The organism is Stenotrophomonas sp. YJH_SMC_54, from assembly GCF_059368435.1.
In genome coordinates this window covers 90110-116207 of the sequence record NZ_JCAFRS010000006.1, presented here as the reverse complement: position 1 = coordinate 116207, position 26098 = coordinate 90110, and the positions used below count along the sequence as shown (strand labels likewise).

The following is a 26098-nucleotide window of genomic DNA, read 5'->3' as shown; positions in this document are numbered from 1 at the left end:
CTGGATCAAAGCGTACCGGTCAGGGCAGCGCCGGCTCGCGTGGGCGCAGCGGGCTGGCGACCGTGGTGCAGCTGACCCGGTTGCGGCCACCGGCCTTGGCCAGGTACAGCTGGCGGTCGGCTTCGGAGATCAGCCGGTGCAGTGCATCGCGCTGCGGGCGCAGGCAGCACAGCCCGATGCTGACCGTCATGCGCAGCGTGGCGGTGCCGATGTCCACCTCCAGCGCGGCGATGCGCTGGCGCAGCTCCTCGAAGTACAGCAGCGCCTCGTCCTGCTCCATGTCCGGCACCAGCAGGCAGAATTCCTCGCCGCCGAAGCGCGCGATCAGGTCGTGGCTGCGTGCATGCGTGGCCACCGCGCCGGCCACCGCGCGCAGCGCATCGTCGCCGGCTTCGTGGCCATGGGTGTCATTGATGTGCTTGAAGTGGTCGATGTCGATCATCGCTACCGCCACGCACTGGCCGTGCAGCTGCAGCTGCGGCAGCTGGCGCTGGCTCTGCTCCAGGAAGCAGCGGCGGTTGGGCAGGCCGGTGAGGAAATCGCGGGTGGCCAGGTCCTGCAGGGTGCCGATCAGCTCCAGCTGGTCCACATTCTGCGAGACCCGGCAGAAGAATTCCTCGCGCGAGAACGGCTTGCGCAGGAAATCGTTGGCGCCGTTCTTCAGGAAGCGCGGAATCAACGATGCATCGGTATTGCCGGAGATGCCGATCACCGCCACCTTGTCGCGCGAGCGCAGGGTGCGCAGGCGGCGGGTGAACTCCACGCCCTGCATGCCCGGCATTTCCTGGTCGACCACGGCCAGGCGGATCGCCGGATGCGCCTCGATCGCGGCCAGGCCTTCGTTGCCATCGGCCGCTTCGTGCACCTCATGGCCGTACATGCGCAGCAAGGCTGCGGCATAACCGCGCGCGGACGGTGAGTCGTCCACCACCAGCGCGGCGATGCGCCGGTTGCGCTCCAGCCGCTGCACCAGCCACACCAGGTAATCGATGCTGCCGGGAGTGTTCTTCAGCACGTAGTCGATGATCTGCTGCTGCAGCACGCGCTTGCGCAGGTCCTCGTCGTACACGCCGCTGACCACCACGGTGGGCAGGTCGCGCTTGAGGAAGAACTCGACCACCGCGTCGCGGTCGCCATCGGCCAGGACCAGCCCGGTCAGTACCAGGAACCAGCCGCCACCTTCGCTCAGCAGGCGGTCGGCCTCGGCCAGGGTGGAGGCGATCACCACCGGCAGTTCCAGGCGCTGCTCGATGGCCTCGCGCAGCATGCCGGTGAAGGCGCGGGAGTTTTCGACCAGCAGGATCCGCTGCGGCAGCGGATCGGCCAGGTCGCCATCGACGGCGGCCTGCGGCAGGACGGGCATGATGCGGTGGCTCACGAGGGAGGGGCTCGGCACGGATAACGGCGGTTTCGGGTGTAACTTTAGCGGCGAACGTTGCGCGCCGGGCCAGATTCCGCGTCAGGCCGCCGCTGGCGACGCGTGGGTGATCGGTTCATGCAGGACCAGCCGCAGCCGATTGCCGCGGCAGTGGACCGTTCCGCCGTAGGCAAGCATCCGTCCGGCCAGGCGCTCGACGGCCTGTTGGGTGGTACGCGTGGAAAGCGGGCAACCACGGTCGAGCAGGCTCACCACGGCAACAATGCCGCGATGCTTGCCTGCCCGACCGCTTCGGGCGCGCACGCAGACCTGCCCGGTTTCCAGTTCCAGCAGAAGTGAAACCGCCTCGATCAGCGAGCGATAGATGGCCAGTTGCAGATCCACGGTCAGCAGGCAGGGATTGCCCGCCAGCCTGGGTGGAATGACGCGATGCGTGTTGTTCCAGATTTCGCATGCAACGCCGGCTTGCAGCGCGATGTAGAGCCCGACCTGCTCCAGTCCGGTGGGATAGACCAGGCTGGCCTGTTCGCGAAACAGCCGTGAATGTACCGACGACGCGTGCTGCAGGCTGTTTGCGACCGCATGGTGGCCTTGGGACTTCAGCCAGCTGACCATCTCGCTGAGCGAATTGTCCATGCCCTCGCCCAGGTGCTTCAGGTGGACGGCCCGTTCACGCAGCTCACGCTCGCTGGTCTGAAGTGAGCCGCGTGCCAGGCGCAGCGTGGTTGCCTCGGCCAGGCCGCGGGACCGGGCGCGCTGATGGTGATAGCTGATGCTGGAACCGAGTGCCAGCAGTGCGACACTCATCACCGCCATGTTCTGTTGGGTGGCGAACGTGCCCAGGTCGAACGAGGAAGGCAGGCCAGTGCTGGGCGTTGCGCCGTGCAGGGGGAGGTTCAACAACGGAATCGCGATGGCTGCGCCGCGCCACCCGTGCATGAAGGTCAGGGCGATGGCGGGAAGGGCGGCCAGCAGCACCATGTGTGTCCGCGTCGTGTGGGCGTCGGCGCGTGTCAATTGCATGCACAGGCCCAGCACCAGCATCACCAGGATCGCCGAGGCGGTAGGGGCGACGAAACGGTCTGTCCAACCGGGGTCGGCCTGCCGCCGCGACCAGAGGAATGCCAACGGTACCAGGGTGATGATGGCGGCGAAGTGGCCAAAGATCGTCCGGTCGACCGCGTCCAGCAGGTTGCTGGGCGGTGGGTTGGACCATAGGACATATGAAATGCCCAGGTTGAGACCCGGCACGAACAACGCTGTGCAGAACGACAGCGACAGCAGCCACAGACCGGTGGCTGCTTCGGACGGTATTCTCATCCGATGCAGGTAGACCACCAGCATCGCCATCGGCATCAGCAGCGTCGAAGCCAGGATGACCCAATCCAGGCCGTAGGTGTCGATCATGGGGATGCGCAGCGTTGCAAAGTACGCGTACTCGCCCAGCAGCAGGTAGGGCCACAGGCGGGTCGGGACGATCAGCAGTGCCGCTGCGCGGATGCCCGCCGGCAGGAAGAACTGATCCAGCGAAAACTGACGCGAGCCGAGGCAGCTCAGCGCATAGACGGCCGCGAGTGCGATGCCGGCTGGCCGGATACGGAAGCTCAGTTCAACTGCCTTCTTGAATCGGTCCAAACCCGAGCCTCCCTTGCTCGTGACATGGCAGCGGCCGTGCGGGTTGCTTGAACGCGCCATGACGCGCCATTGGATGACAGTATCGATGGAAGCAGGGGGGCGCAATTGCACGCCGGCGCCAGATCCTGACGGGGTGGGTTCGGCGCCGACCAAAGATCACTTTCGCGCAATGATCTGCAGCTCCTTTCACCGGGATAGTCAGATCGCGGCCCGGGGGGCGCCAGCGTCCATGGAGCGTGTGCTTTCCCTCAAGGCTTCAGCAGCGCCTGCCTGGCGGGGAGCGTCCCGTGCTTCGGTCAACACCATCCTGAGCCTGTTGCCACTCAGGTCCATGTGGCCAGCGTGTGCGAGCACTCGGCCCAGCAGCTGCTCGTTTGCCAGCGCCTTTGCACGGCTTCCCAGTGATGCGTGGCGGTCCAGAAGAGCCACGCAGATGAAGGCACCACGCTTCCGGGTGGAGCTTCCGCAGCGGATACTGACCGAGATCTGTCCACACTCGCACTTCAATAGAAGCGAGACCGCATCGACCACGAGTCGATAGGCAGCAAGCTGCAGGCCGACCCCGAGTGCGCAGGGGTCACCCTTCAACCTCGGCTGGCCGATGCGATGCGTAGCATTCCATGCCTCGCGCACCCCGCCAGCCTGCAACGCCACGTACAGGCCCAGCTGTTCCAGGGCGGCGGGATAGATCATGCTGGCCTGGGCCCGGAACAGGCGCGAATGCACCTCCGAGGTATGCCGCAGGCTGTCGGCCACGGCGTGATGACCCTGCGCATGCAGCCAGTTCACCATTTCGTTCAGCGACAGGTCCATGCCATCGCCCAGCTGGCGCAGATGGGCCGCGCGCTCACGCAGGTCCATCTCGCTGGCCAGGTGTGAGTTCCGCGCAAGCTGCAGGGCCGCTCTGCCATCTTCCTCGCGCAGCCGGTGCTGGTTCTGGAAGTGGGTGATGCGCGCACCCAGCAACAGCAGGGCGATGCTGGCGATGGCCATGGCCTGCTGGGTAGCGAAGGTAGCCGGGTCGAATGCGGTCGGATGGTCGGCGGGGGTGCTGAGGCCAAGAATCATGTTAACGGCGGCGACACCGATGGCCGCACCGCGCCATCCCAGCAGGCAGGTCAGGGCGATCGCGGGAATAGGCAGGATCAACAGCAGCTGCAGCGAGCCGGGGGCCGTGATCGAGGCCGGTACCGGCGTCGCCTGCAGGCCAATGACCAGCATGGCGCCGAGTGCTGCGACCGTGGCCGCGACAGACCCGGTTGTCCATTTTTCCTCGGCGCGGCGGATCCACAGCAATGCCAGGGGTGCCAGGATCAGGATGCCGGTGAAGTCGCCCAGCGCATAGCGCAATACGTTGGTGATGAATGACGCGTTCTGCAACGGCTCCCAGAGCAGGTACGAGATTCCCAGGTTGAGCAGACTGATGACCGTCGCGGCGCATACCGCAATGGAGATCACGCCGACGATCGTGGTGCGTGCCAGCAGTTTCCGGTGCAGGCGCACGATCAGCATCACGGCAGGCATCAGGAACACCGAGGCCAGAATTACCCAGGTCAGGTTGTATTTGCTGATCAGGGGGATGCGCAGATGCGCGAAGTAGGCGTATTCACCCATCAGCAGGTAGGGCCAAAGACGGGGCGGACACAGCAACAGCGCGGCCACCCGCACGCCGGCAGGCAGGAAGAACTGGTCCAGTGACAGCTTGCGCGCACCCCAGCAGGCGAGGGCATAGAGCAGCGCCAGCGCCAGCCCTTCGGGGCTGACCCGTATCCTCACCAGCAGGCCGTCCTTCCACCACTGCATCCACGTGCTCCCCAGCTCCTGCGCCGATTATGTGGCTGGGAAGGGCCCCGCTACCACAACGCATCCCGCAGCTTGTACCACGACATCGCCGCCACCAGCAGGGGCGTGCGCAGCAGCCGGCCGCCGGGGAAGGGCGCATGCCGCAGGCGCTGGAACACGTCCAGACGCTCGCTCTGGCCGGCGATGGCGGCGGCGATCACCTCGCCGGCCAGTCCGGCGGCGGCCACCCCATGGCCGGAGAATCCCTGCGCGAAGTACAGGTTGCCGTCCAGCCGGCCCCAGTGCGGGGCGCGGTTGCGGGTGATGTCCACGTAGCCACCCCAGACCTGGTCCAGCACCACGTCGGCCAGCTGCGGGAAGACGTCGTGCATGCGTCGCTGCATCACCCCGCGCAGGCCGGGCGGGGGCAGTGCCGAGTAGCTGGCGCGGCCGCCGAACAGCAGGCGATGGTCGTGGCTGAGGCGGAAGTAGTCCAGTGCCCAGGCGGTGTCGGCCACGGCCATGTTGTTGCCGATCAGGGCGCGGGCACGTTCGGCGCCCAGTGGCTCACTGGCACCGATATAGGTGCCCACCGGCATGATCCGCCGTTCCAGCTCGGGCAGCAGGCCCTGCAGCCAGGCATTGCCGGCCACCACCAGATGCGTGGCGCACACGCTGCCCTGGGCAGTGTGCAGGCTCGGCCGTGGCCCGCGCTGGATGCGCACGACGGGCGAATCCTCGTGGATGACCACACCTGCCGCGCGCGCTGCATCGGCCAGACCGCGTGCATACGCCAGCGGGTGCAGGTGTGCGCTGAGCGGGTCGAACATCGCGGCGCGGTAGCGCGGGCTGTCCAGCTGCGCGCGCAGAGCGTCACGGCTCCACCACTGCATGGGGTAGTCGTAGTGGCGTTGCAGGTGCTCGCAGTTGGCGTGCAGGTCACGCTCGTGGCGTTCACGGATGGCCACGCTGGCGTGGCCTTCAACCCAATGGCAGTCGATGCGGTGGCGATCGATGCGCGTGCGCATCGCCTGCACCGCGTCGCGCGACCAGTCGAACAGGTGGCGTGCATCATCACGACCCAGCTGACGCTCCAGTTCGTCCACCTCGCAGCCGTAGCCGACCAGCGCCTGGCCACCATTGCGGCCGGACGCGCCCCAACCGATCCGCTGCGCCTCCAGTACCACCACGCGCTGGCCACGCGAGGCCAGTTCCAGGGCCGCGGTCAGGCCGGTGTAGCCCGCACCAAGCACTGCCACATCGGCCTGAACCTCGCCCTGCAGCGGGGGCAGCGCGGGTGGTTCGGGCAGGCTGGCGGCATACCAGCTGGGCGGGAACGCGGCACTCACCGCAGGCCTCGCGGGCGCAGTGCGGGAGAGGAGAGCGGGGGAGGACGATCAGCATTCACCCGAGTAGTTTCGCCGATGCGTGACAGCCATGGTGTGACGGCGACGACTTGCCGCCTTCGCCGGACGGCGGGTAACGTGTCGGCACGCCAAGGAGTTTTCCCATGCGCCGCCTGCCCTGGGTGGGCCTGCCCACCGACAGCACCGTGCTCGGCCATCACCGTTTCGCGGTGGCCGGCGAGAAGTACGTGCGCGCGCTGGTCGAGGCCGCCGAGGTGACCCCGGTACTGTTGCCGAGCGTGCAGCCGCCGCTGCCGGCCGGCGACTGGCTGCAGGGGCTCGATGGCCTGCTGTTGACCGGTGCGGTCAGCAACATCGAACCGCAGCATTACGACGGCGGTCGCAGCTGGCCGGGCAATCCGCATGACCCGGCCCGTGACGCCAACGCGTTCGCGCTGCTGCACGAGGCGCTGGCGCTGGACCTGCCGGTGCTGGCGATCTGCCGCGGCCTGCAGGAGCTGAACGTTGCGCTGGGTGGCACGTTGCATCCGCAGGTGCACGCGGCGCCCGGTCTTTCGGATCATCGTGAAGACCCGAAGGCGCCGGTTGATGTGCAGTACGGGCCGGCCCATGCGGTCGCCCTGGCGGCGGATGGCTGGCTGGCGCAGTGGCAAGGCGGTGACCGCGCACAGGTCAATTCGGTTCACAGGCAGGGCATCGACCGACTGGCACACGGGCTGCAGGTCGAGGCCAGGGCCGATGATGGACTGGTCGAGGCAGCGCGCAGCCCACACCATCGTTTCGTGCTCGGCGTACAGTGGCACCCGGAGTGGCGTGTCATGGACTCGCCGTTCTATCACGCTATTTTCCGTGCGTTCGGCCAAGCTTGCCGGCAGCACCAACAGAACCGACTGGATTCCCGATGAGTTCCCGAACGCGCCCGCGCAAGACGGCTACGCCCCCCGCACCGCAGGAAAGCAGCCTGCTGCGCTGGCTGAAGGAGCGGCGCATCACCGAGGTCGAATGCCTGGTCCCGGACATCACCGGCAACGCGCGCGGCAAGATCATTCCCGCCGACAAGTTCTCGCATGATTACGGTACGCGGCTGCCCGAAGGCATTTTCGCCACCACCGTCACCGGCGAGTTCCCTGATGACTACTACGAGCTGACCTCGCCGTCGGACTCGGACATGATGCTGCGTCCCGATCCGGACACGGTGCGCATGGTGCCGTGGGCGGCCGACGCCACCGCGCAGGTCATCCACGACTGTTACACCAAGAACGGTGAGCCGCACGAGCTGGCGCCACGCAACGTACTGCGCCGCGTGCTGGCGGCCTACGCCGAGCTGGGCCTGCGCCCGGTGGTGGCGCCGGAGCTTGAGTTCTTCCTGGTGCAGAAGAACACCGACCCGGACTTCCCGCTGCTGCCACCGGCCGGCCGCTCCGGGCGCCCGGAAACCGCGCGGCAGTCGTACTCGATCGATGCGGTCAACGAATTCGACCCGATCCTCGACCTGATGTACGACTACGCCGATGCGATGAAGCTGGATGTGGACACGCTGATCCACGAATCCGGTGCGGCGCAGCTGGAGGTCAACTTCACCCATGCCGATGCGATGGACCTGGCCGACCAGGTGTTCCTGTTCAAGCGCACCATGCGCGAGGCGGCGATGCGCCACGGCGTGTATGCCACCTTCCTGGCCAAGCCGATGGAGAACGAGCCGGGCAGTGCCATGCACATCCACCAGAGCCTGGTGCGGGTGAGCGACGGCAGCAATGTGTTCGCTGGCGATACCGATGCCGAAGGCGAGTTCAGCCCGGTGTTCGGCCACTATCTGGGCGGCCTGCAGAAGTACGCGCCGCAGGCGATGGCGTTCTTCGCGCCGAACGTGAATTCCTACCGCCGGCTGGTGTTCGGCGAAGTCTCGCCGAGCAACGTGCACTGGGGCTTCGACAACCGCACCTGTGGCCTGCGCGTGCCGCTGGACACGCCGGAAAACATGCGCGTGGAGAGTCGTTTCGCCGGTTCCGACGCCAACCCCTACCTGGCGATGGCGGCGACCCTGGCCTGCGGCCTGCTGGGCATCCGCGAGCGGTTGGCACCGGATGCGCCGGTGACCGGCAGCGCCAAGGAACTGGGCTACAACCTGCCGCGCTCGCTGGGCGAAGCGCTGGATGGGCTGGAGCAGTGCAGCGAACTGCAGGCCCTGCTGGGCGAGCGCTTCTGCCGGGCCTACATCTCGGTGAAGCGCAAGGAATACGAGACCTTTTTCCGTGTCATCAGCTCGTGGGAGCGCGAGTTCCTGCTGCTGAACGTCTGAGCATCCGGAATAGAAAAATCCGCCGCCGGGGGGTAGGCTGGCACCCGTCGCCGGCCCCGCCGGCCCCCCTTTCCCGCATTCTGGAGCACCCGATGAAGCTGCGTATCCTCACGCTCGGCCTGGCCTCCGCCATGCTCGCCGCCTGTGGCGGTGGCAATGGCGGCGCGCAGGACAGCCAGGTCCTGAACGTCTACAACTACAGCGATTACATCGCCGAGGACACCATCCCGACCTTCGAGAAGGAGAGCGGCATCAAGGTGACCTACGATGTGTTCGACAGCGATGAGATGGTCGAGACCAAGCTGCTGGCCGGCAACAGCGGCTACGACGTGGTGGTGCCGACCCTGAACTTCTTCGGTCGCCAGATCCAGGCCGGTGTGTTCCTGCCGCTGGACAAGAGCAAGATCCCGAACCTGGCCAATCTCGATCCGGCGGTGATGAAGCGCATCGCCACCCAGGACCCGGGCAACCAGTACGGCGTGCCGTACATGATCGGCACCACCGGCATCGGCTACAACGTGGAGATGCTGAAGCAGCGTTTCGGTGGCAGCACCGACATCGCCAACAGCTGGGACCTGGTGTTCAAGCCGGAGAACATCAGCAAGATGAAGGACTGCGGCGTGACCATCCTGGACACGCCGGCCGACATGATCCCGATCGCGCTGCATTACCTGGGCCTGGACCCGCACAGCGGTGACCCGGCCGAGCTGCAGAAGGCGGCCGACCTGCTGAAGTCGATCCGACCGTACGTGCAGAATTTCCACTCCTCGCAGTACGTGGGTTCGCTGGCCAATGGCGGCACCTGCCTGGTGGTCGGCTGGTCGGGTGACATCATCCAGGCCCGCGACCGCGCCGAGGAAGCCAGCAATGGCGTGCACGTGGCCTATTCGATCCCGAAGGAAGGCGCCCCGCAGTGGTTCGACATGCTGGCGATCCCGAAGGACGCCAAGCATCCGGAGGCCGCTTACGCCTTCATCAATTACCTGCTGCAGCCGAAGGTTGCCGCGGCCAACACCAACTTCATCCACTACGCCAACCCGGTGCCGACCGCGACCCCGCTGGTGGATGAGGCGATCCGTACCGACCCGACCATCTACCCGCCGGCCGACGTGGCCGCGAAGATGTTCACGTATTCGATCAACACGCCGGAGACCGACAAGCTCTACACCCGGCTGTGGACCGAGGTGAAGACCGGCCGTTGAGCCGGCCTGGTGCCGCCGGGTCATGCCCGGCGGCTGCCTTACCCTGGGTCGATGCCGGTACTCCCGCTTCGGCCCAGGTGCCGCAGGATGGCAGGCAGCAGGTCGCGTGCATCGCGACCGCCGTTGCACAGGAACGATGAACTCATCCGCTGCAGGTTGTGCATGCCGATGAAGAACAGCCCCGGTTGCGGTGAAACACCGAAGTCGCCGAGCGGGTAGCCATGTGCATCCAGCGCGCCCGGTACGTCGAGCCAGGGCCATTCGGCGACGAAGCCGGTGGCCAGCACCACCGAGCGGATGCCTTCCGCCTGCAGATCCAGTTCACGCGGGGCGGCGTCCGGCTCCCAGTGCAGATAGACCTCCTCCGGAATGTGGCGGGCATCGTCGGTGCGTGGCTCGGGACGCGTGGCGTAGTACGCGCTGGCCAGCGAATCAAGATAGGCGTACTCGGCCTGCGTGGCCTCGATCGCGGTACGCAGCTGCGGGCGCACATCGGCGAAGCGGGCGACGTTTCCATCGAAGCCCTGCAACCGGCCCAGCAGCCTGATGCCCGCGCGGTGCATCGCCAGCAGGCTGATCGAGCTGCCCAGGCCACCGTTTCCCTTGCCGGAAATAAGCGGGAACTCCGCGGTGCGGGCCTTGCGCAGTGCATCCGGTTCCCCGGCAAGTACGCCCGCCGCTTCACTCACATGTTGATGGATGCGCCCGGCCATGTCCCACCAGGTCATCGAGTCCTTGCCGCGCAGCCGGCGGGTATGCGAATGCCGCTGGGCCAGTGACCAGTGCACGCTGCGACCGCTGTCGCGCAGGTCCTGGGCGATCTGCGCGCCGGACTGCCCACCCCCGATGACCAGCACGGCGCCATCGGGTAGCTGACGGGCACTGCGGTAGTCGCCCGAGTGCAGCACGGTCAGGCCTGGCGCGGGCGCGAACGGGACCCGGGGCATCCGTGCGCGGCGGTATTCACCGGTGGCGACCACCACCGAGCGGGCATGGATCAGCCCCTGGCTGCTGTGGATGGCGTAGCCACCGGGCCCAGGCCCAACCCGATGCACCCCGCATCCCTCGTTGATCGGCAGGGAACGCTCGTGGGCATAGTCGCGGAGGTGCCGGATCACCTCCGGGGCGCCCATGAAGCCATCCGGGTCATCGCCGGCATAGGCATGACCATGCAGGGCCATCGTCGCGTTGGCGGTGTTGGTCTGGAACGACTCCCAGCGCCGCTGCCAGCTGGCGCCTACGGTTTCGGCCTCCAGCACGCGATGCTCGACGCCGGCTTCCTGCAGGAGCGCGCTGAGCGACAGCCCGGCCTGGCCGGCGCCGATGATGACCAGCGGCAGCCTTGCAGGCAGGGAGCCCGGCAGGCGGGGCGGGAAAGGGGAGGGGCTGTCCGGGGAAGTCACCAGGGTGGGTCCATGCAAGGCCTTGATCAGGGCCATTGCGCGGGGAATGCCCCGGGCCTTCAACAGATCCGGTTCTGAAAAACGTTGCAGATCGAGGCGTCGCCTGTGGTGTCTGGCCGGGACGACCGCAGGGTCGTCCCGGGGAGCCCGGGCCTCTGCGCGGGCAGGCCACCATGGCGGGGGAAAACCGACACTCCTGGGGCCCCCGGAGCCGGCCAGCGGCCGCTTCCGCCTGCCGCCGTCATATCCCCTGGGCCCCCCGGCCGTTAGAATGGCGGCCGCTGTCCACCGCCCGCTCCCGGAGCCCCCATGCCCGTTGAAGCCCAGCCGGTAGCCACCGTCGTCGACACGACCGGTGCGCCCGGCTATCTCTCCATTCGTGACCTGCGCAAGGAATTCGACGGTTTCGTCGCCGTCGACGACGTCAACCTGGACGTGCGCAAGGGCGAGATCTTTGCCCTGCTCGGTGGCTCCGGCAGTGGCAAATCGACCCTGCTGCGCTGCCTGGGCGGCTTCGAGACGCCCACCAAGGGCAGCATCACCCTCGATGGCCAGCGCCTGGACGCGCTGCCGCCGTACCAGCGGCCGGTCAACATGATGTTCCAGTCCTATGCGCTGTTCCCGCACATGACGGTCGAGCAGAACATTGCCTTCGGCCTGAAGCAGGATGGCCTGGGCAAGGATGCGATCGGCAAGCGCGTGGGCGAGATGCTCGACCTGGTGCAGATGGGCCACCTGGGCAAGCGCAAGCCACACCAGCTGTCCGGCGGCCAGCAGCAGCGCGTGGCGCTGGCGCGGTCGCTGGCCAAGGGGCCGAAGCTGCTGCTGCTGGACGAGCCGATGGGCGCGCTGGACAAGAAGCTGCGCTCGCAGATGCAGCTGGAACTGGTCAGCATCATCGAATCGTCGGGCGTGACCTGCGTGATGGTCACCCACGACCAGGAAGAAGCGATGACCATGGCCACCCGCATCGCGGTGATGGATGCCGGCTGGATCCAGCAGGTCGGCAAGCCGGACGAGGTCTACGAGCAGCCGGCCAACCGCTTCGTCGCCGAGTTCATCGGTTCGGTCAACCTGTTCGACGGGGTGATCGACGAGGACCTGCCGGAGTACGTGACCGTACGCTCGCCGCTGTTCCCGGCGCCGATCTACATCGCCCATGGCATCACCGGTTATGAAGGGCAGCCGGTCGCGTTCGCGCTGCGCCCGGAGAAGGTGATGATCGGCAAGGACGAACCGGAAGGGCACACCAACAAGGCCCAGGGCGTGATCGAGGACATCGCCTACTTCGGCAGCCATTCGGTCTACCACGTGCGCCTGCCCAGCGGCGCCAAGGTACTGGCCAACTTCGCCAATTCGCAGCGCTGGGCCAGTGATGGCCTCACCTGGGGCGACGAGGTGTGGGTGCACTGGCGCGACAACGACGGCGTGGTGCTCACCTCATGAGCACCGCCGGCCTGAAGCGCTGGCTGCCGGGGCTGCGTGCCACGGTGATCGGCATTCCGTACCTGTGGCTGCTGCTGTTCTTCGCAGTGCCGTTCCTGATCGTGCTGATGATCAGCTTCTCGCTCAGCCGGGTCGGCTCGCCGCCGTACACCTGGCTGTTGCAGTACGCCGACGGCGGTTTCTCGCTGAAGCTGAACCTGGAAAACTACCTGGCGCTGTTCCGCGATTCGATCTATGCCCAGGCCTTCCTGAGCTCGATCAGGATCGCGGCGATCTCGACCTTCCTGACGCTGCTGATCGGCTATCCGATGGCCTATGCCATCGCGCGCCTGTCGCCCGCCGCTCGCAACGTGGCGATGATGCTGGTGGTGCTGCCGTCGTGGACCTCATTCCTGATCCGCGTGTATGCATGGAAGGCGATCCTGGACCGCAACGGCCTGCTCGACCAGTTCCTGCAGTTCACCGGCCTGCAGACGCTGATGACGTCGATGGGCCTGCCGAAACTGCAGCTGATCGACACCCCGACCGCCGCCTACATCGGCATCGTCTACTGCTATCTGCCGTTCATGGTGCTGCCGCTGTACGCCAATCTGGTCAAACATGACCACCGCCTGCTGGAGGCGGCCTACGACCTCGGTGCCAAGCCGTGGCAGGCGTTCCTGCGCATCACCCTGCCGTTGTCCAAAGCGGGCATCATCGCCGGCTGCATGCTGGTGATGATTCCGGCGATCGGTGAATTCGTGATCCCGGAAATGTTGGGTGGCTCGGAGACGCTGATGGTGGGCCGCCAGCTGTGGAACGAGTTCTTCAACAACCGCAACTGGCCGGGCGCCTCGGCGATGGCGGTGGCGATGATCCTGTTGCTGCTGGTGCCGATCCTGCTGTTCAACCGTTCCCAGCAGCGCCTGCTGGAAGGGAAGCAGGCATGAGCCCGCGTAGCGCAAAGGGCCTGGGGCTGGGCGTGCTGCTGCTCGGCTTCGCCTTCCTGTACCTGCCGATCCTGCTGTTGATGTTCTATTCGTTCAACAGCTCGCGGCTGGCGATGGTCTGGGCCGGGTTCTCCACCCGTGCCTACAGCGACCTGTTCGCCGACCGCGCGCTGATGGATGCGATGTGGACCAGCCTGGTGGTGGCGTTCTGGACTGCCTGCACGGCCACCGTGCTGGGCACGCTGGCAGCGATGGTCATGACCCGCTTCAAGCGCTTCCGCGGCAAGCCGCTGTTCGGCGCGCTGGTCACCGCGCCGCTGGTGATGCCGGATGTGATCCTGGGCTTCTCGCTGATGGCGCTGCTGGCCTCGATGGGCGCGATTCCCGGCTTCCCGGCACGCGGCCTGGCCACCATCTGGATCGCCCACGTCACCTTCACCCTGTGCTTCGTCACCGTGGTGGTGTCCTCGCGGCTGCAGGAGATGGATCTGTCGCTGGAAGAAGCGGCGATGGACCTGGGTGCGAGCCGGCTGACCGTGTTCGGCCGTATCACCCTGCCGATCATCGCGCCGGCGCTGGTGGCGGGCTGGCTGCTGGCTTTCACCCTGTCGCTGGATGACGTGGTGGTGGCCAGCTTTGTCGCCACGCCGGGCTCGACCACGCTGCCGATGAAGGTGTTCGCCTCGGTGCGCATGGGCATCAGCCCGAAGATCAACGCGTTGGCCACGCTGCTGGTGTCGGCGGTGTCGATCGCCGCGGTGATCGGCTGGTACATCAACGCCCGCGCCGAGAAGCGGCGCCAGCGCGACCTGCAGCTGGCGCGGCAGGACAACGGCTGAGCACACGGTCTGCCGACAACGCCGGCAACACCCGGCTCACAGCCGGCGGCGCACAATGGGGGTCTTCCAGATGGAGATCCCCCATGACCGTCGAGATCGTCGACCCGGCCACCGGACAGGTGACCTACCGCCATGAACTGATGGGCGCAGCCGACATCGAGCAGCGCCTGCAGGCCGCTGCCGATGCATTTCCGGGCTGGGCAGATCGCTCGCTGCAGGACCGCGGCGCCATCCTTCGCCAGATCGCCGCGCAGCTGCGTACGCGGCGCGACGACCTGCAGCAGGCGATGACCCACGAGATGGGCAAGCTCAAGGCCGAGGCGCTGGCCGAGGTCGACAAGTGCGCTGCCGCCTGCGAGTACTATGCCGATCACGCGGCCGACTATCTCAAGCCGCAGCTGATCGATACCGAAGCCCAGCGCAGCTACGTGCGCTACGAGCCGATCGGCTGCGTGTTCGCGGTGATGCCGTGGAATTTCCCGATCTGGCAGGTGTTCCGTTTCCTCGCCCCGGCGTTCATGGCTGGCAACGTCGCCCTGCTCAAGCACGCCAGCAACGTGCCGCAGTGCGCCGACCTGATCCTGGCGGTGTGCCGTGACGGCGGCCTGCCTGATGGCGTGTTCGACGTGCTGCACATCGACAACGACCAGGCCGCCGACGTGCTGCGCGACGCACGGGTGAAGGCGGTGACGCTGACCGGCAGCGAGCGGGCAGGGCGCTCGATCGCCTCCAATGCCGGCAGCCAGCTGAAGAAGTCGGTGATGGAGCTGGGTGGCAGCGATGCCTTCGTGGTGCTCGACGATGCCGACCTCGACAAGACCGTGGCCGCGGCAGTGAAGTCGCGCTTCGACAACAGCGGGCAGACCTGCATCGCGGCCAAGCGCTTCATCGTGGTCGAGGCGGTGGCCGATGAATTCACCCGTCGCTTTGTACAGGCGGCGGGCGAGCGCCAGTACGGCGATCCCGATGAGCGCGGTACCACGCTGGCGCCGATGGCTCGCGCCGACCTGCGTGACGAACTGCACAAGCAGGTGCAGGCCAGCGTGTCCAAGGGCGCGCGGGTGCTGATCGGTGGTGAGCCGATTGCCGGCACCCATGCCGGCTATCCGGCCACGGTGCTCGACCAGGTCGGCCCGGGCATGCCGGCGTATGACGAGGAGCTGTTCGGGCCGGTGGCCGCAGTGATCCGGGTCAAGGATGAGGCCGAGGCACTGCGCGTGGCCAACGACACCCGCTTCGGCTTGGGCGGCAGCGTGTGGACCGGCGATCCGGTACGCGGCGAGCGCTTCGCGCAGCGCATGGAATGCGGTGCGGCGTTCGTCAACGCCATCGTCAAGAGCGACGCGCGGCTGCCGTTCGGCGGCAGCAAGCAGTCAGGCTTTGGTCGGGAGCTGGCTGACCATGGCATCCATGAGTTCATGAACATCAAGACCGTCTACGTGGCTTGATCCCGAACGGTAGTGCCGGCCGTTGGCCGCCGGCCGCCGGCCGGCATTGCCGGGTTGCCGGCCAGCGGCCGGCACTACCAGAAGCGGGCCATGCGCCACGACCAACGGTCGTGGCCTACCGGATTGCAGGGTATCGACGCCCCCCCGTGCATGGTGGGTATCGACCGTTGGTCGATACGCGCTACAACCACTTCGCGCGCTTGAACAACCGGTACAGCCCGACGCACACACCGCCCACGCCAACGATCATCAGCGGGTACGACCAGGGTTCGCTCAGCTCCGGCATGTGACTGAAGTTCATGCCGTACCAGCTGGTGATCAGCGTCGGCGCGGCGAGCAGGGCAGCCCAGGCGCCCAGCCGCTTGACCGTCTCGCCCTGCGCCAGTGTCACCAGCGAAAGGTTCACGCTCAGCGCGGTGCCCAGCATCTCGCGCAGGGTGTCGATCACATCGCTGATGCGCACCGCATGGTCATGCACGTCACGCACGTACAGCTTCACTTCGTCGGGGATCAGTTCGCCCTGGTAGCGGCGCAGCTGCGCCAGCACGTCCTGCAACGGCGCCACCGCCATCCGCATCTTGTTCAATTCGCGCTTGAGCTCGTACAGCCGCACCACCGTGCTGCGCTTGTAGGTGTCGGCGAAGATGTCCTTTTCCAGCAGGTCCAGGGTGTCGCGGAAGCGGTGCACGATCGGCAGGTAGTTGTCGACCACGAAGTCGGTCACCGCGTACAGGCAGTACGACGGGCCCATCTTCAGCAGCTGCGGCTCGCGCTCGACGCGTGCGCGCACCGGCGCGTAGGACAGCGAGGCGCCGTGGCGGACCGTCACCAGGAAGCGCGGGCCGAGGAAGGCATGGGTTTCGCCATACTGGATGCGTTCGTCGACCATCTGGGCGGTGGTCACCACCACGAACAACGAGTTGCCATAGGTCTCGACCTTGGGCCGTTGGTGCGCATTGCGCGCATCCTCGATGGCCAGGTCGTGCAGGCAGAATTCTTCCTGCAGTTTCAGCAGCACGTCTTCGTTGGGGTCGTACAGGCCGACCCAGACGAAGCCGTTGCCGCTGGCAATGACATCGCTGATGGCATCCAGGCTGATGTCGTGGCGCTTGCCCTCGTCATCGTAGTGGACGCAGTTGATGACGCAGGTAGGGTTGGCCGAAGCGGGGGCGGAAGCGGAAGCGGAGGCGGGCAATGACATGCCCGCCATCGTGCGTCAGGGCCGTGTTTCGGACAAGTGAGGACGACGCGCCAGCACCCACGCCAGTGCCACGTGCACCGGCAGCAGCAGCACGATCCACTGCACGTTGTACTGCGCCTGCAGGCTCAGCCAGTGCAGCACCAGCGCGGCCACCGCCTGTACCGCCAGCAGCCACAGCACGATCCTGAACATGCGTCCCGGCACGCGCCGGCGCAGCAGTGCGATCGCGCCCGGCAGCAGCAGCACGGCCAGTGGCGAAAGCAGCAGCAGGTTGCGGTTGGCCCATGCGGCGTAGTGGATGCTGAAGCCCCACAGGAACACCAGCACGCCACCGAACAGGGCGCACAGCAGCCAGAACGGCAGGGCCAGCCCGGCCAGCAGGCGCGGGCGGTTGCGCAGCGCCAGCACGCCAGCGGCGATCACCAGGCCACATAGCAGCCACGGCCACCAGCGGCGTGCGAACTCCTTCGGCTCCGGATCGATACGGTGCGGCAACAGTTCCTGTTCGGACTGCACCAGCGGCCGGCCATCGCTGTTGCGTGCCTGGCGCAGGGCATCGGCCAGGCGCATCGGAACGAACGCTTCCTGCCAGCGCGACAGCGGCTGGTCGGCGAACGGTCCGAGGCCTACATCGAAGCCCAGCCACATCCATGGTGCCGGCGAGGCCAGACGGACCGATTCACTGCGATAGGTGTTGCCACGCGAGCGCCCCGACAGCTGCGACTGCAGGCCGCCGCCGAGCGCCTTGTCCAGCGTGTCGCGCACCATCGTGGCGCAGTTGGCGGTGTAGTAATCGTAGTGGTAACGCGCGTTTTCCGGCTTGGCCCGCTCGGCCAGGCCGGCGGCCAGCGAGCGCGCCTGGTCCGGGCGCAGGTCCAGCCATTGCACGCTGGCGCCACGGCCGGTCTCGTCGTAGTACGACAGGTCCTGCTGCAGCGGCAGCGCCACCAGGTAGTACATCATGTCGCCGCGCGCGAAGCGGCTGATGAAATCGTCCTCGGACGGATCGAAGTAGCCGAAGTTGTACGAGGTCGCTTCACCGCTGAGCGGATCGACCACCACGATGGCGTCATGGCCGAAGCGTTCGAAGAACACCGTGCCCGGCTGCATGGTCACCACGCCGATGCGCGGAGCAGGGGCTTCAGCGCTGGCCGCGGGCACGGCAGGTGTGGCCGGCGCCGGCTGCGCGAAGGCGGCCAGCGGCAGGGCCATGGCCAGCACGTAGAGTGCCAGCCACACCATGAGGATCAGGCCGCGGCGCTTCAAGCGTCGTCCTGCGCGTCCGGCGGCAGCACGGTCACGTGGAAGGCCTGTACCCGGCGCGCATCGGCGCGGGCCACGCGGAACATGAAGCGGTCCAGCGCCAGCTCGTCACCGACTTCCGGCAGGTGGCCCACGGCCTCGGTGACCAGGCCACCGATGGTGTCGTAGTCCTCGTCGGAGAACGTCGCGCCGAAACGCTCGTTGAAGTCGCCGATCGGGGTCAGCGCGTCGACCACGTACTGGCCGTCGGACTGGATCGCGATCTGCGCCGAGGGATCCTCGGCCTCGTCATGCTCATCGTCGATCTCGCCGACGATCTGTTCCAGCACGTCCTCGATGGTGACCAGGCCGGCGACACCGCCGTACTCGTCCACCACGATGGCCATGTGGTTGCGCGACAGGCGGAACTCCTTCAGCAGCACGTTGAGCTTCTTCGCTTCCGGGATCAGGACCGCCGGGCGCAGCAGCTCGCGCACGTTGGCCGGACCGTTGTCGGCGACCACGCCGCGCAGCAGGTCCTTGGCCAGCAGGATGCCAAGGATGTCGTCCTTGTTCTCGCCGTGCACCGGGAAGCGTGAATGGCCGGATTCGACCACCTGCTTCATCAGTTCCAGGAAGGGCGCTTCAACCGGCAGCGAGACCATCTGCGAGCGCGAGATCATCACGTCGCCCACGGTCAGCTCGGCCACCGAAATGGCCCCTTCCATCATCTTCAGGGTATCGGCGGCGATCAGACCCTCTTCCTGCGCGGTGTGCAGGACAGCGACCAGCTCGTCGCGGGTATGGGGTTCGCCGGAGAAGGCGGAGGTCAGGCGTTCAAGCCAGCCGCGCTTCTTTTCACTGTGCTCCGCAGGGGAGCTACTACTGTCGTCTTCTGACATCTCTGGAAAAAAGGCACCCGGCAGGCCGGGCGTTGACCCAAGTCTAGCAGGATGTGATGGCCTGTCAGTGACTGCCGGTGGCCGGGGCTGGGGCGGCCGCGGCCGGCGCCTCTTCGGGCAGGTCCAGGCTGTAGGTGCAGCCGGCCAGGGTCTTGCCCGGGTGGGAGGCCACGGTGGAGACGCTGAGGATGATCGACTCGATCTGGGCCTCGCCGGTCTTCGGGTCGGTCACGTCGCGGCTGACCAGCTCGCGGCCGGCCATGAACTTGCCGTCCTGGTCGTAGCCGGTCTCCAATTCCAGCCGTTTGGCCAGCGGGCGTGGGTCGGCCTGGTCGAGGACGGCCATGACGCTGGCGCCGGCCACCGCCACCCGATCGGTCTGTTGGCCGAAGACGGTGATCGGGCTGGCCAGCCGGAACTCGCTCATGAACTGGTTGCCCTGCGGCAGCGGCTGCAGGCCCTGGGCCACGGCCTTCAGCGGATCGGCCAGCAGCGGCGCCAGCGCGGCCTGCTCGGCCACGCCCTGGCGGCATTCGATCAGGGCCGGCAGGTCCAGGCGGGTGGCGAAGGCGGAGGGAGCGGCGAGGGCACAGAGCAGGGGCAGACAGCAGCGCAGTGACACGGTCGGTTTCCGCAGGCGAGGGGCCGCCATCATAGCCCCGGCGAGCGCCGGAACAGCCCGCTGAGAAGGCGCAGGAAACCGGTCATCGCCCGCCGTACGACCATCAGTGAGAGAGTCAGCACGACCGCAAGCATGGCGACCTGCATCGATTGCCCCGCGATGCGCACCACCGCCGGCCACAGGCCCGGGCTGGTCAGCCAGGGCATCAGTTCCGCCGCGGTTGTCCTGGCCACTTTCATGTACATCACGGCCAGCACGAACAGCACCAGCAGCGAGGTGCGGCTGGCGTGGAAGAACGGCAGTGCATTGACCGGCCTGCCAAACCGCTGCTGCAGCAGCGTTCGCCACAGCACTGGCAAGGTCAAGGCACCGACCAGTATCAGCACCATCGACGTTTCCCACAGCCCCGGCAGGTGGGCGGGTTCCGCTCTACCTGTGAAGTGCGGGCCGAACATGCCGATCGCCAGCCCGGCCAGCAGGCACACGGGCGACAGCAGGGCCAGGCTGCGCAGCAGCCAGTGCCTGCCGCCGGGGGCGCGGGCGCTGATGCGGCGCACGGTGTGAGCGCCCAGCACCAGCAGGCCCGCGAGCAGGCCGGCGGCCATCGCAAACGTCGTGAAGCTGTTCCCTGGGTTCATCCTTTTTCCTTCCGCGTCCTGGCCGGTGTTGAACAGTAGCTCAGCGCATGGCTGGCACTCCAGCCGTGGCGCAGTCAGGGCGGACTCCAGCGCGTGGCCGCTGGGTACCAGCGCAGCCTGACCGGGTAGCCCAGTCGCGCCTGCAGGTGGTCACGCACGGCCGCCGCCGTCGCGCGGTTGGCTGGGGTATCCCGCAGCTCCACCTCCAGCTCCCCGGTCTTGACATCCAGGCCATGGCCGAACAGGTCGGGCAGCTGGGCCCGCAGCCAGTCCTGCTGTGCGTGCAGGCGGCGCGTCATCTCCGCTTCGGTCATCGCGGCGCCGGTGATGTAGCGCACACGTTGCGGGCCATCCGCCCCTGGATGTGTCTCATCGGCCTCGGGTGCGGCGCCTGTCAGTCGCACGACAACGTTCCAGCCCCTCGCATTGTCCACCCAGATGCCGGCCAGACGTGCCGCGTGCCGCGCTTCCAGGCGCTCGATCAGTGCCCGTTGCTGGGCAGTGGCGACGATGTTGCGGGTGTCGCGCTCGCTGCTGCCGAAGAACGCCCGTAATTCGGCGATCTTTGCGGCGATGTCGGCCTCGCTGTCGCTGGCGGGGAACGGTGAGGGACGGTCAGGATCGGGCATCAGGCCTGCCCCGGACTGCAGTAGCGCGGCAAGCACAAGTGCGGGCAGGGTCATGCTGCGCTCCTCTTCCGTGAGTGCGTGGGCTCGGAACAGGGCCCGGTGTCAGCGCTCGCCCGCGTAGGGGTCGTCGATGCCCAGCTCGGCCAGGATCTCCCGTTCCAGCTGTTCCATCGCTTCGGCTTCCTTGTCGTCCTCGTGGTCCCAGCCGAGCAGGTGCAGCACGCCGTGCACGGTCAGGTGCGCGTAGTGGGCGTTGAGCGCCTTGCCCTGTTCGTCGGCCTCCCGCGCTACGACCGGTGCACAGATCACCAGATCGCCGAGCAGCGGGAACTTGACGCCCTTGGGCAGGCCTTCGGGCACTTCGGCCGGGAAGCTGAGCACGTTGGTGGCGTAGTCCTTGCCACGGTAGTGGCGGTTCAACGACTGGCCTTCCTTGGCGTCGACCACGCGGATGGCCAGGTCGGCCTCGCGGATGCGGCCCTTCAGCGCGGCAGCCACCCACCTGCGGAAGCTCACTGCCGCCGGCAGGCCGGCACGCGGCAGGGCGTAACTGACGGCGACGTCCAGTCGCACGGGACCACGGGTCATGGAGTTGCTCCAGGTTGGATCTGATGCAGGTCGCGGCGGTCGTAGGCGCTGACGATGCGCGCCACCAGCGGGTGGCGGACCACGTCGCGGGATTCGAAGAAGGTGAAGCTGACACCCTCCACGTCGCGCAGCACATCGATGGCATCGCGCAGGCCCGACTTCACGTGCTTGGGCAGGTCGGTCTGGGTCAGGTCACCGGTGACCACCGCGGTGGAGCCGTAGCCGAGGCGGGTCAGGAACATCTTCATCTGCTCGATGGTGGTGTTCTGTGCTTCGTCCAGGATCACGAACGCATCGTTGAGCGTGCGGCCGCGCATATAGGCCAGCGGCGCGATCTCGATGACGTTCCTTTCCAGCAGCTTGACCACCTTTTCCACGCCCATCATCTCGTACAGGGCGTCGTACAGCGGTCGCAGATAGGGATCGACCTTCTGGCTCAGGTCGCCGGGCAGGAAGCCCAGCTTCTCGCCGGCTTCCACCGCGGGGCGGACCAGGATCAGCCGCTGCACCCGCGATTCGTTCAGCGCTTCGACCGCGCTGGCCACGGCCAGGAAGGTCTTGCCGGTGCCGGCCGGCCCGATGCCGAAGTTGATGTCGTGGGTTGCGATCTGGTGCAGGTAGCGGGCCTGGTTGGCACCGCGCCCGCGTACCGTGCCGCGCTTGACCTTGATCGCCACCTCCTGCGCTTCGTAGGAGCGTTCGGCGATCTGCTCGACATTGGCCTGCGCCAGGCGCAGGTGGATGGCGTGGTTGTCGAAGGTGGTTTCGCCGGCTTCGGCGTACAGCGCTTCAACCAGCTTCTGCGCCTCGACGATGGCTTCGTTCGGCCCGCTGATGCGGAACACGAAGCCACGGTTGGCGATTTCCACGCCGAGTTTCAGTTCGATCTGCCGCAGGTGCCCGTCGAACGGGCCACACAGGTTGGCCAGCCGTTCGTTGTCTTCCGGCGACAGGGTGAAGTCTCGATGCTCGATGCTTTTCATTGCTTCGGGTGGGGCGGACGCCTTCCACCGCAGTGTATTCAGGGGAGACAAGGGTAGCGCGCGTGCGGGGCACACGGCCAGCAGACGGTCGATACAGCGTTTTCCACACCCGGTGTGGACGGGGGGCGCGAAAACCTGTGGATAGACCTTCGCAATGCTTGTGCCACAAGGCCCATGAGGTCCTGGTGAAAAAAACGTCATGGTCGCTCGTCGCTTCGGCAGCACTGCCGCGGGGGCCTGCACGGGGGCATTCATCGTGACGACAGTGCAGGTTTCGTTGCCGGGTGAGCAACAAAGCCGGGCGCTGGCGGATTTCCACAACGGTTGTGGAATGATGCCGAATCAACCTGTGGATAGGTGGTGCGGAGCCTTGCAGCAAAAGGCGTGCCGGCGCGTGGCGAAAAAACCGCCAGGGCTGATCGGAATCATTGAGGGTGCACGGGGCACATGGCACCGTGTCGCCGTCGCAGGAGGGGATGGCATGGGCATCGGCAACGGGATGCGAGGAATCGGACTGGCGGGCATCGGCCTGCTGGCCGGGTGTGTGCAGTCAACACCGACTGCACTGGGCACGCTGGAGTGGGACCGGATCACGGTGCCGGCGCCGGCGGCCGAAGTGATCGCCACGGTGGAGGTGCGCGAGGGACAGCAGGTCAAGGCCGGCGCCGTGCTGATGCAGCTCGACCCGGCCCGCGGCGACGCGCAGTTCGCCGCAGCGCAGGCTGATACAGCGCGTGCGCAGGCGCAGCTGGAAGAACTGAAGATCGGCCCACGCCAGGAGCAGATCGCGCAGGCCCAGGCGCAACTGGCCGCGCTGCGCGCCCAGGCTGCCGAAGCAAGTGCCTATTACCGGCGGGTCCAGCCGTTGGCACAGCAGCGCTTGATTGCCGCCGCTGAGCTGGATCGTGCACGTGCCGCCGCCGGCAATGCCGAGGCCAGCGTGCGTGCTGCCGAGCAGGCCTGGCTGGAGCGGGTGCACGGCAGCCGTGTGCAGGATATCGCCCAGGGCCAGGCCGCCGCCGATGCCGCGCAGGCGCAACAGGCAGTGCAGGCCGTGAACCTGCAGAAGCTGCAATTGCGTGCGCCGCGCGACGGCGTGGTCGATGCCTTGCCTTACCGGCAGGGCGACCAGGCGCCGGTCGGCGCGCCGCTGGCGGTGATGCTGGTCGGCGAGCGCCCCTATGCGCGCGTGTACCTGCCGCAGCCATTGCGGTTGCAGGTCAAGGTCGGGCAGGTCGCGCAGGTGCATCTGGAAGGGCAAGGCGCTGCGTTGAAGGGGCATGTGCGCTCGATCCGCAGCGAGCCTTCATTTACTCCGTACTACGCACTGACCGGTGACGACGTCGCGCGCCTGAGCTACCTCGCCGAGATCGAAGTGGACGCTCCCTCCGACATGCAGAAGCTGCCGGCGGGAATGCCGGTGCAGGTGAGCTTCTGAACACCGGCAACGACATCGCGGTGCATGCCCAGGGCCTGACCCGCCGCTTCGGCGATCTGCTGGCCGTGGACAATGTCGACCTGACCGTGCCGCGTGGCCAGGTCTATGGCTTCCTGGGCCCGAACGGGTCGGGCAAGTCGACCACCATCCGCATGCTGTGCGGCCTGCTGGAACCGAGTGCCGGCCAGATCGAGGTGCTCGGCCTGGCCGTGCCGGAGCAGGCCGAGGCACTGCGCCGGCGCATCGGCTACATGACCCAGCGCTTCTCGTTGTATGAAGACCTTTCGGTGCGCGAGAACCTGGAATTCCTCGCCGCCATCCAGGACCTGCCGCGTACGCAGGCCCGGCAGCGGGTCGACGAACTGCTGCAGCAGTACCGTCTCCTGGACCGGCAGCCGCAGCTGGCCGGCACCCTCAGTGGTGGCCAGAAGCAGCGCCTGGCGCTGGCCGGCGCCGTCGTGCACGCGCCCGAGCTGTTGTTCCTGGACGAGCCGACCAGCGCGGTTGACCCGGAGTCACGCCGCGATTTCTGGGAGGCCCTGTTTGAACTTGCCGACGCCGGTACCACCGTGCTGGTATCGACCCACTACATGGACGAAGCCGAGCGCTGCCACCGGCTGGCGATCCTCGATCGAGGCGCGCTGGTCGCCGATGGCACGCCGGCCGAACTGTGTGCACGGCTGGACGGCCGCACGCTGCAGGTCACGTCGGCGCAGCCGCGGCAGGCCAGCCGCGCATTGTCTGAGCTGCCCGGCGTGCTGAGCGTGGCACAGATCGGCACGCAGCTGCGCGTGCTGTGCAGCGAGGCGGCCGCCGATACGCCAGCGTTGCGGCGCGCGCTGGCCAACGCCGACCCGCAGGCCCGCATCGAGGCGGTGGCGCCGAACCTGGAAGACGTCTTCGTCGCCGCCACCCGCGGCCGTGGCCGGGAGCCAGCGGCATGAACCTGCGCCGGCTGTGGGCGATCATGCTCAAGGAATTGCGCCAGCTGCGCCGCGACCGCATCACGCTGGCGATGATCGTCGGCATTCCGGTGATGCAGCTGCTGCTGTTCGGCTACGCGATCAATCTCAACCTGCGCCACCTCGACGCAGGTGTCGCCGACCAGGCCAACAGTGCGGCGTCACGCGCGCTGGTGCAGGACATGGTCGCCACCGGCGTGATCACGCCGCGCAGCGAAGCCTATATGCCCGACCAGTTGATGCAGGCGCTGCGGCGTGGCGAGATCAGTGTCGGCATCGTGGTGCCGGCCGACTTCGAGCGCCGTCGCTTCGATGGACGCGAGGCGGTGCAGGTGCTGGTTGATGGCAGCGACACCGTGGTGCAGAGCGCGGCGATCCAGCTGGCGCAGGTGCCGCTGGAGACGCGACCGACCAGCAACACGCGGCCGCTGCGCGAAGGCAGCATCGCCGGGGGTCCAATCAGCGTGACCAGCTTCTACAACCCGCAGCGGCGTTCGGCGGTGAACATCGTGCCAGGCCTGATCGGGGTGATCCTGACCATGACCCTGGTGATGTTCACGGCGGTGGCGGTGGTGCGTGAACGCGAGCGCGGCAACATGGAGCTGCTGATCGCCACGCCGGTGTCGCGCAGCGAACTGATGGTGGGCAAGGTGCTGCCCTATGCAGCCATCGGCCTGCTGCAGACCACGCTGGTGCTGGTGCTGGGCACCTGGCTGTTCCAGGTGCCCATTCGCGGCAGGCTGCTGGACATCTACCTGGCCGCGGTGCTGCTGGTGCTGGCCAACCTCGCACTGGGGCTGCTGATTTCCACGCGCGCGCGCTCGCAGTTCCAGGCGATGCAGATGACCCTGTTCCTGTTCCTGCCGTCGATCCTGCTGTCGGGCTTCATGTTCCCGTTCGCGGGCATGCCGCGGCCGGTGCAATGGCTGGCCGAAGTACTGCCGCTGACCCACTTCCTGCGCCTCGTGCGCGGCATCATGCTGCGCGGCGCCTCGCTGTGGGAGCTGTGGCACGACGCGCTGGCGCTGCTGGCCTTCATCGCGGTGATGATGACCCTGGCGATCCTGCGTTTCCGCAAGCGTTTGGATTGAGGCATGCCGACCAACGGTCGGCATCCACCCTGGTAGGTGCCGACCGTTGGTCGGCATCAATTCGGTGGGTGCCG

The 26098-nt window shown here is 67.1% G+C and carries 23 protein-coding genes; 10 read left to right on the top strand and 13 right to left on the bottom strand.

Annotated features, from left to right (window positions below):
• Positions 1-19: 19 nt before the first annotated feature.
• The 4 genes from AC5P5S_RS09170 to AC5P5S_RS09155 form a co-directional block, all read right to left on the bottom strand.
• The gene (locus tag AC5P5S_RS09170; protein WP_005408813.1) at positions 20-1363 is read right to left on the bottom strand and encodes a diguanylate cyclase; all 1344 of its coding nucleotides are present in this window, start codon (positions 1361-1363) and stop codon (positions 20-22) included.
• Between the two features lie 96 nt (positions 1364-1459).
• On the bottom strand, positions 1460-3013 hold the full coding sequence (locus AC5P5S_RS09165; RefSeq protein WP_062607536.1) for an MASE1 domain-containing protein: 1554 nt from the start codon (positions 3011-3013) through the stop codon (positions 1460-1462).
• 198 nt (positions 3014-3211) lie between these two features.
• Complete coding sequence (locus AC5P5S_RS09160; RefSeq protein WP_062607538.1) at positions 3212-4816, bottom strand: MASE1 domain-containing protein; 1605 nt, start codon at positions 4814-4816, stop codon at positions 3212-3214.
• Between the two features lie 50 nt (positions 4817-4866).
• Entirely contained in the window at positions 4867-6144 is a 1278-nt protein-coding gene (locus AC5P5S_RS09155) for an NAD(P)/FAD-dependent oxidoreductase (protein ID WP_049460103.1), read from the bottom strand.
• Between the two features lie 161 nt (positions 6145-6305).
• On the opposite strand from AC5P5S_RS09155, the gene AC5P5S_RS09150 reads away from it, so the two are divergent.
• The 3 genes from AC5P5S_RS09150 (at position 6306) to AC5P5S_RS09140 (ending at position 9663) form a co-directional block, all read left to right on the top strand.
• Complete coding sequence (locus AC5P5S_RS09150; protein WP_231336789.1) at positions 6306-7067, top strand: gamma-glutamyl-gamma-aminobutyrate hydrolase family protein; 762 nt, start codon at positions 6306-6308, stop codon at positions 7065-7067.
• Positions 7064-8461: a glutamine synthetase family protein gene (locus AC5P5S_RS09145; protein ID WP_005408818.1), complete on the top strand. Its 1398-nt coding sequence runs from the start codon at positions 7064-7066 to the stop codon at positions 8459-8461. The genes AC5P5S_RS09150 and AC5P5S_RS09145 overlap by 4 nt, the downstream gene beginning before the upstream one ends.
• A gap of 92 nt (positions 8462-8553) precedes the next feature.
• The gene (locus AC5P5S_RS09140) at positions 8554-9663 is read left to right on the top strand and encodes a polyamine ABC transporter substrate-binding protein (protein ID WP_005408819.1); all 1110 of its coding nucleotides are present in this window, start codon (positions 8554-8556) and stop codon (positions 9661-9663) included.
• Between the two features lie 38 nt (positions 9664-9701).
• Here the strand turns inward: AC5P5S_RS09140 and AC5P5S_RS09135 are convergent, their stop codons facing one another.
• The gene (locus AC5P5S_RS09135; RefSeq protein WP_099595525.1) at positions 9702-11102 is read right to left on the bottom strand and encodes a flavin-containing monooxygenase; all 1401 of its coding nucleotides are present in this window, start codon (positions 11100-11102) and stop codon (positions 9702-9704) included.
• Between the two features lie 273 nt (positions 11103-11375).
• Here AC5P5S_RS09135 and AC5P5S_RS09130 point away from each other — a divergent pair, with 273 nt between their 5' ends.
• From AC5P5S_RS09130 to AC5P5S_RS09115, 4 genes are all read left to right on the top strand, one after another.
• Positions 11376-12512 carry an ABC transporter ATP-binding protein gene (locus AC5P5S_RS09130; protein WP_005408821.1) on the top strand — a complete coding sequence of 379 codons (1137 nt, stop codon included), beginning with the start codon at positions 11376-11378 and terminating at the stop codon, positions 12510-12512.
• Positions 12509-13441 carry an ABC transporter permease subunit gene (locus AC5P5S_RS09125; RefSeq protein WP_005408822.1) on the top strand — a complete coding sequence of 311 codons (933 nt, stop codon included), beginning with the start codon at positions 12509-12511 and terminating at the stop codon, positions 13439-13441. The genes AC5P5S_RS09130 and AC5P5S_RS09125 overlap by 4 nt, the downstream gene beginning before the upstream one ends.
• Positions 13438-14280 (top strand): ABC transporter permease subunit, encoded by an 843-nt coding sequence (locus tag AC5P5S_RS09120; RefSeq protein ID WP_005408823.1) that lies wholly within the window; start codon positions 13438-13440, stop codon positions 14278-14280. The genes AC5P5S_RS09125 and AC5P5S_RS09120 overlap by 4 nt, the downstream gene beginning before the upstream one ends.
• An 83-nt stretch (positions 14281-14363) precedes the next feature.
• A complete protein-coding gene (locus AC5P5S_RS09115; RefSeq protein ID WP_049417555.1) occupies positions 14364-15728 on the top strand; it encodes an NAD-dependent succinate-semialdehyde dehydrogenase in 1365 nt (454 codons plus the stop codon).
• A 181-nt stretch (positions 15729-15909) separates the two neighbouring features.
• On the opposite strand, the gene AC5P5S_RS09110 is transcribed toward AC5P5S_RS09115, so the two are convergent.
• The 8 genes from AC5P5S_RS09110 to AC5P5S_RS09075 all read right to left on the bottom strand — a co-directional run bounded on the left by AC5P5S_RS09110 (position 15910) and on the right by AC5P5S_RS09075 (position 22533).
• On the bottom strand, positions 15910-16938 hold the full coding sequence (locus tag AC5P5S_RS09110; protein WP_049396223.1) for a magnesium and cobalt transport protein CorA: 1029 nt from the start codon (positions 16936-16938) through the stop codon (positions 15910-15912).
• Positions 16939-16944: 6 nt separating this feature from the next.
• Positions 16945-18195, bottom strand: coding sequence for a lipoprotein N-acyltransferase Lnb domain-containing protein (locus tag AC5P5S_RS09105; protein ID WP_033834730.1), 1251 nt, complete (start codon positions 18193-18195; stop codon positions 16945-16947).
• Entirely contained in the window at positions 18192-19073 is an 882-nt protein-coding gene (locus AC5P5S_RS09100; protein ID WP_005408827.1) for a CorC family transporter, read from the bottom strand. Before AC5P5S_RS09100 ends, AC5P5S_RS09105 begins: the two co-directional genes overlap by 4 nt.
• Before the next feature lie 64 nt (positions 19074-19137).
• The gene (locus tag AC5P5S_RS09095; protein WP_172711786.1) at positions 19138-19725 is read right to left on the bottom strand and encodes a hypothetical protein; all 588 of its coding nucleotides are present in this window, start codon (positions 19723-19725) and stop codon (positions 19138-19140) included.
• A complete protein-coding gene (locus AC5P5S_RS09090) occupies positions 19725-20333 on the bottom strand; it encodes a hypothetical protein (protein WP_062607547.1) in 609 nt (202 codons plus the stop codon). Before AC5P5S_RS09090 ends, AC5P5S_RS09095 begins: the two co-directional genes overlap by 1 nt.
• A 74-nt stretch (positions 20334-20407) precedes the next feature.
• Entirely contained in the window at positions 20408-21016 is a 609-nt protein-coding gene (locus AC5P5S_RS09085; RefSeq protein ID WP_005412797.1) for a hypothetical protein, read from the bottom strand.
• Positions 21017-21064: 48 nt separating this feature from the next.
• Positions 21065-21550 carry an rRNA maturation RNase YbeY gene (gene ybeY, locus AC5P5S_RS09080; RefSeq protein ID WP_032966554.1) on the bottom strand — a complete coding sequence of 162 codons (486 nt, stop codon included), beginning with the start codon at positions 21548-21550 and terminating at the stop codon, positions 21065-21067.
• Positions 21547-22533, bottom strand: a complete 987-nt coding sequence (locus AC5P5S_RS09075) for a PhoH family protein (protein WP_033834734.1) — start codon at positions 22531-22533, stop codon at positions 21547-21549. Before AC5P5S_RS09075 ends, ybeY begins: the two co-directional genes overlap by 4 nt.
• Positions 22534-23014: 481 nt before the next feature.
• Between AC5P5S_RS09075 and AC5P5S_RS09070 the strand changes: the two genes are divergently transcribed.
• Genes AC5P5S_RS09070 through AC5P5S_RS09060 form a run of 3 tightly spaced genes read left to right on the top strand, consistent with a single transcriptional unit; the run spans position 23015 to position 26024 of the window.
• A complete protein-coding gene (locus AC5P5S_RS09070) occupies positions 23015-23971 on the top strand; it encodes an HlyD family secretion protein (RefSeq protein WP_059033876.1) in 957 nt (318 codons plus the stop codon).
• A 20-nt stretch (positions 23972-23991) separates the two neighbouring features.
• The gene (locus AC5P5S_RS09065; RefSeq protein ID WP_062607549.1) at positions 23992-24915 is read left to right on the top strand and encodes an ABC transporter ATP-binding protein; all 924 of its coding nucleotides are present in this window, start codon (positions 23992-23994) and stop codon (positions 24913-24915) included.
• Positions 24912-26024 (top strand): ABC transporter permease, encoded by a 1113-nt coding sequence (locus tag AC5P5S_RS09060; RefSeq protein ID WP_062607551.1) that lies wholly within the window; start codon positions 24912-24914, stop codon positions 26022-26024. Before AC5P5S_RS09065 ends, AC5P5S_RS09060 begins: the two co-directional genes overlap by 4 nt.
• Positions 26025-26098 lie beyond the last annotated feature (74 nt).

Excerpts from the sequence above, each read along its gene's own strand:
- AC5P5S_RS09085 (WP_005412797.1), bottom strand. The coding sequence starts at position 21,016 with ATGACCCTGCCCGCACTTGTGCTTGCCGCGCTACTGCAGTCCGGGGCA.
- AC5P5S_RS09145 (WP_005408818.1), top strand. The coding sequence starts at position 7,064 with ATGAGTTCCCGAACGCGCCCGCGCAAGACGGCTACGCCCCCCGCACCG.
- AC5P5S_RS09110 (WP_049396223.1), bottom strand. The coding sequence starts at position 16,938 with ATGGCGGGCATGTCATTGCCCGCCTCCGCTTCCGCTTCCGCCCCCGCT.
- AC5P5S_RS09135 (WP_099595525.1), bottom strand. The coding sequence starts at position 11,102 with ATGGCCCTGATCAAGGCCTTGCATGGACCCACCCTGGTGACTTCCCCG.
- AC5P5S_RS09150 (WP_231336789.1), top strand. The coding sequence starts at position 6,306 with ATGCGCCGCCTGCCCTGGGTGGGCCTGCCCACCGACAGCACCGTGCTC.
- AC5P5S_RS09140 (WP_005408819.1), top strand. The coding sequence starts at position 8,554 with ATGAAGCTGCGTATCCTCACGCTCGGCCTGGCCTCCGCCATGCTCGCC.
- AC5P5S_RS09090 (WP_062607547.1), bottom strand. The coding sequence starts at position 20,333 with ATGAACCCAGGGAACAGCTTCACGACGTTTGCGATGGCCGCCGGCCTG.
- AC5P5S_RS09060 (WP_062607551.1), top strand. The coding sequence starts at position 24,912 with ATGAACCTGCGCCGGCTGTGGGCGATCATGCTCAAGGAATTGCGCCAG.
- AC5P5S_RS09075 (WP_033834734.1), bottom strand. The coding sequence starts at position 22,533 with ATGAAAAGCATCGAGCATCGAGACTTCACCCTGTCGCCGGAAGACAAC.
- AC5P5S_RS09170 (WP_005408813.1), bottom strand. The coding sequence starts at position 1,363 with ATGCCCGTCCTGCCGCAGGCCGCCGTCGATGGCGACCTGGCCGATCCG.
- AC5P5S_RS09125 (WP_005408822.1), top strand. The coding sequence starts at position 12,509 with ATGAGCACCGCCGGCCTGAAGCGCTGGCTGCCGGGGCTGCGTGCCACG.
- AC5P5S_RS09095 (WP_172711786.1), bottom strand. The coding sequence starts at position 19,725 with ATGGCGGCCCCTCGCCTGCGGAAACCGACCGTGTCACTGCGCTGCTGT.
- AC5P5S_RS09070 (WP_059033876.1), top strand. The coding sequence starts at position 23,015 with ATGGGCATCGGCAACGGGATGCGAGGAATCGGACTGGCGGGCATCGGC.
- AC5P5S_RS09120 (WP_005408823.1), top strand. The coding sequence starts at position 13,438 with ATGAGCCCGCGTAGCGCAAAGGGCCTGGGGCTGGGCGTGCTGCTGCTC.
- AC5P5S_RS09130 (WP_005408821.1), top strand. The coding sequence starts at position 11,376 with ATGCCCGTTGAAGCCCAGCCGGTAGCCACCGTCGTCGACACGACCGGT.
- ybeY (WP_032966554.1), bottom strand. The coding sequence starts at position 21,550 with ATGACCCGTGGTCCCGTGCGACTGGACGTCGCCGTCAGTTACGCCCTG.
- AC5P5S_RS09100 (WP_005408827.1), bottom strand. The coding sequence starts at position 19,073 with ATGTCAGAAGACGACAGTAGTAGCTCCCCTGCGGAGCACAGTGAAAAG.
- AC5P5S_RS09115 (WP_049417555.1), top strand. The coding sequence starts at position 14,364 with ATGACCGTCGAGATCGTCGACCCGGCCACCGGACAGGTGACCTACCGC.
- AC5P5S_RS09160 (WP_062607538.1), bottom strand. The coding sequence starts at position 4,816 with ATGCAGTGGTGGAAGGACGGCCTGCTGGTGAGGATACGGGTCAGCCCC.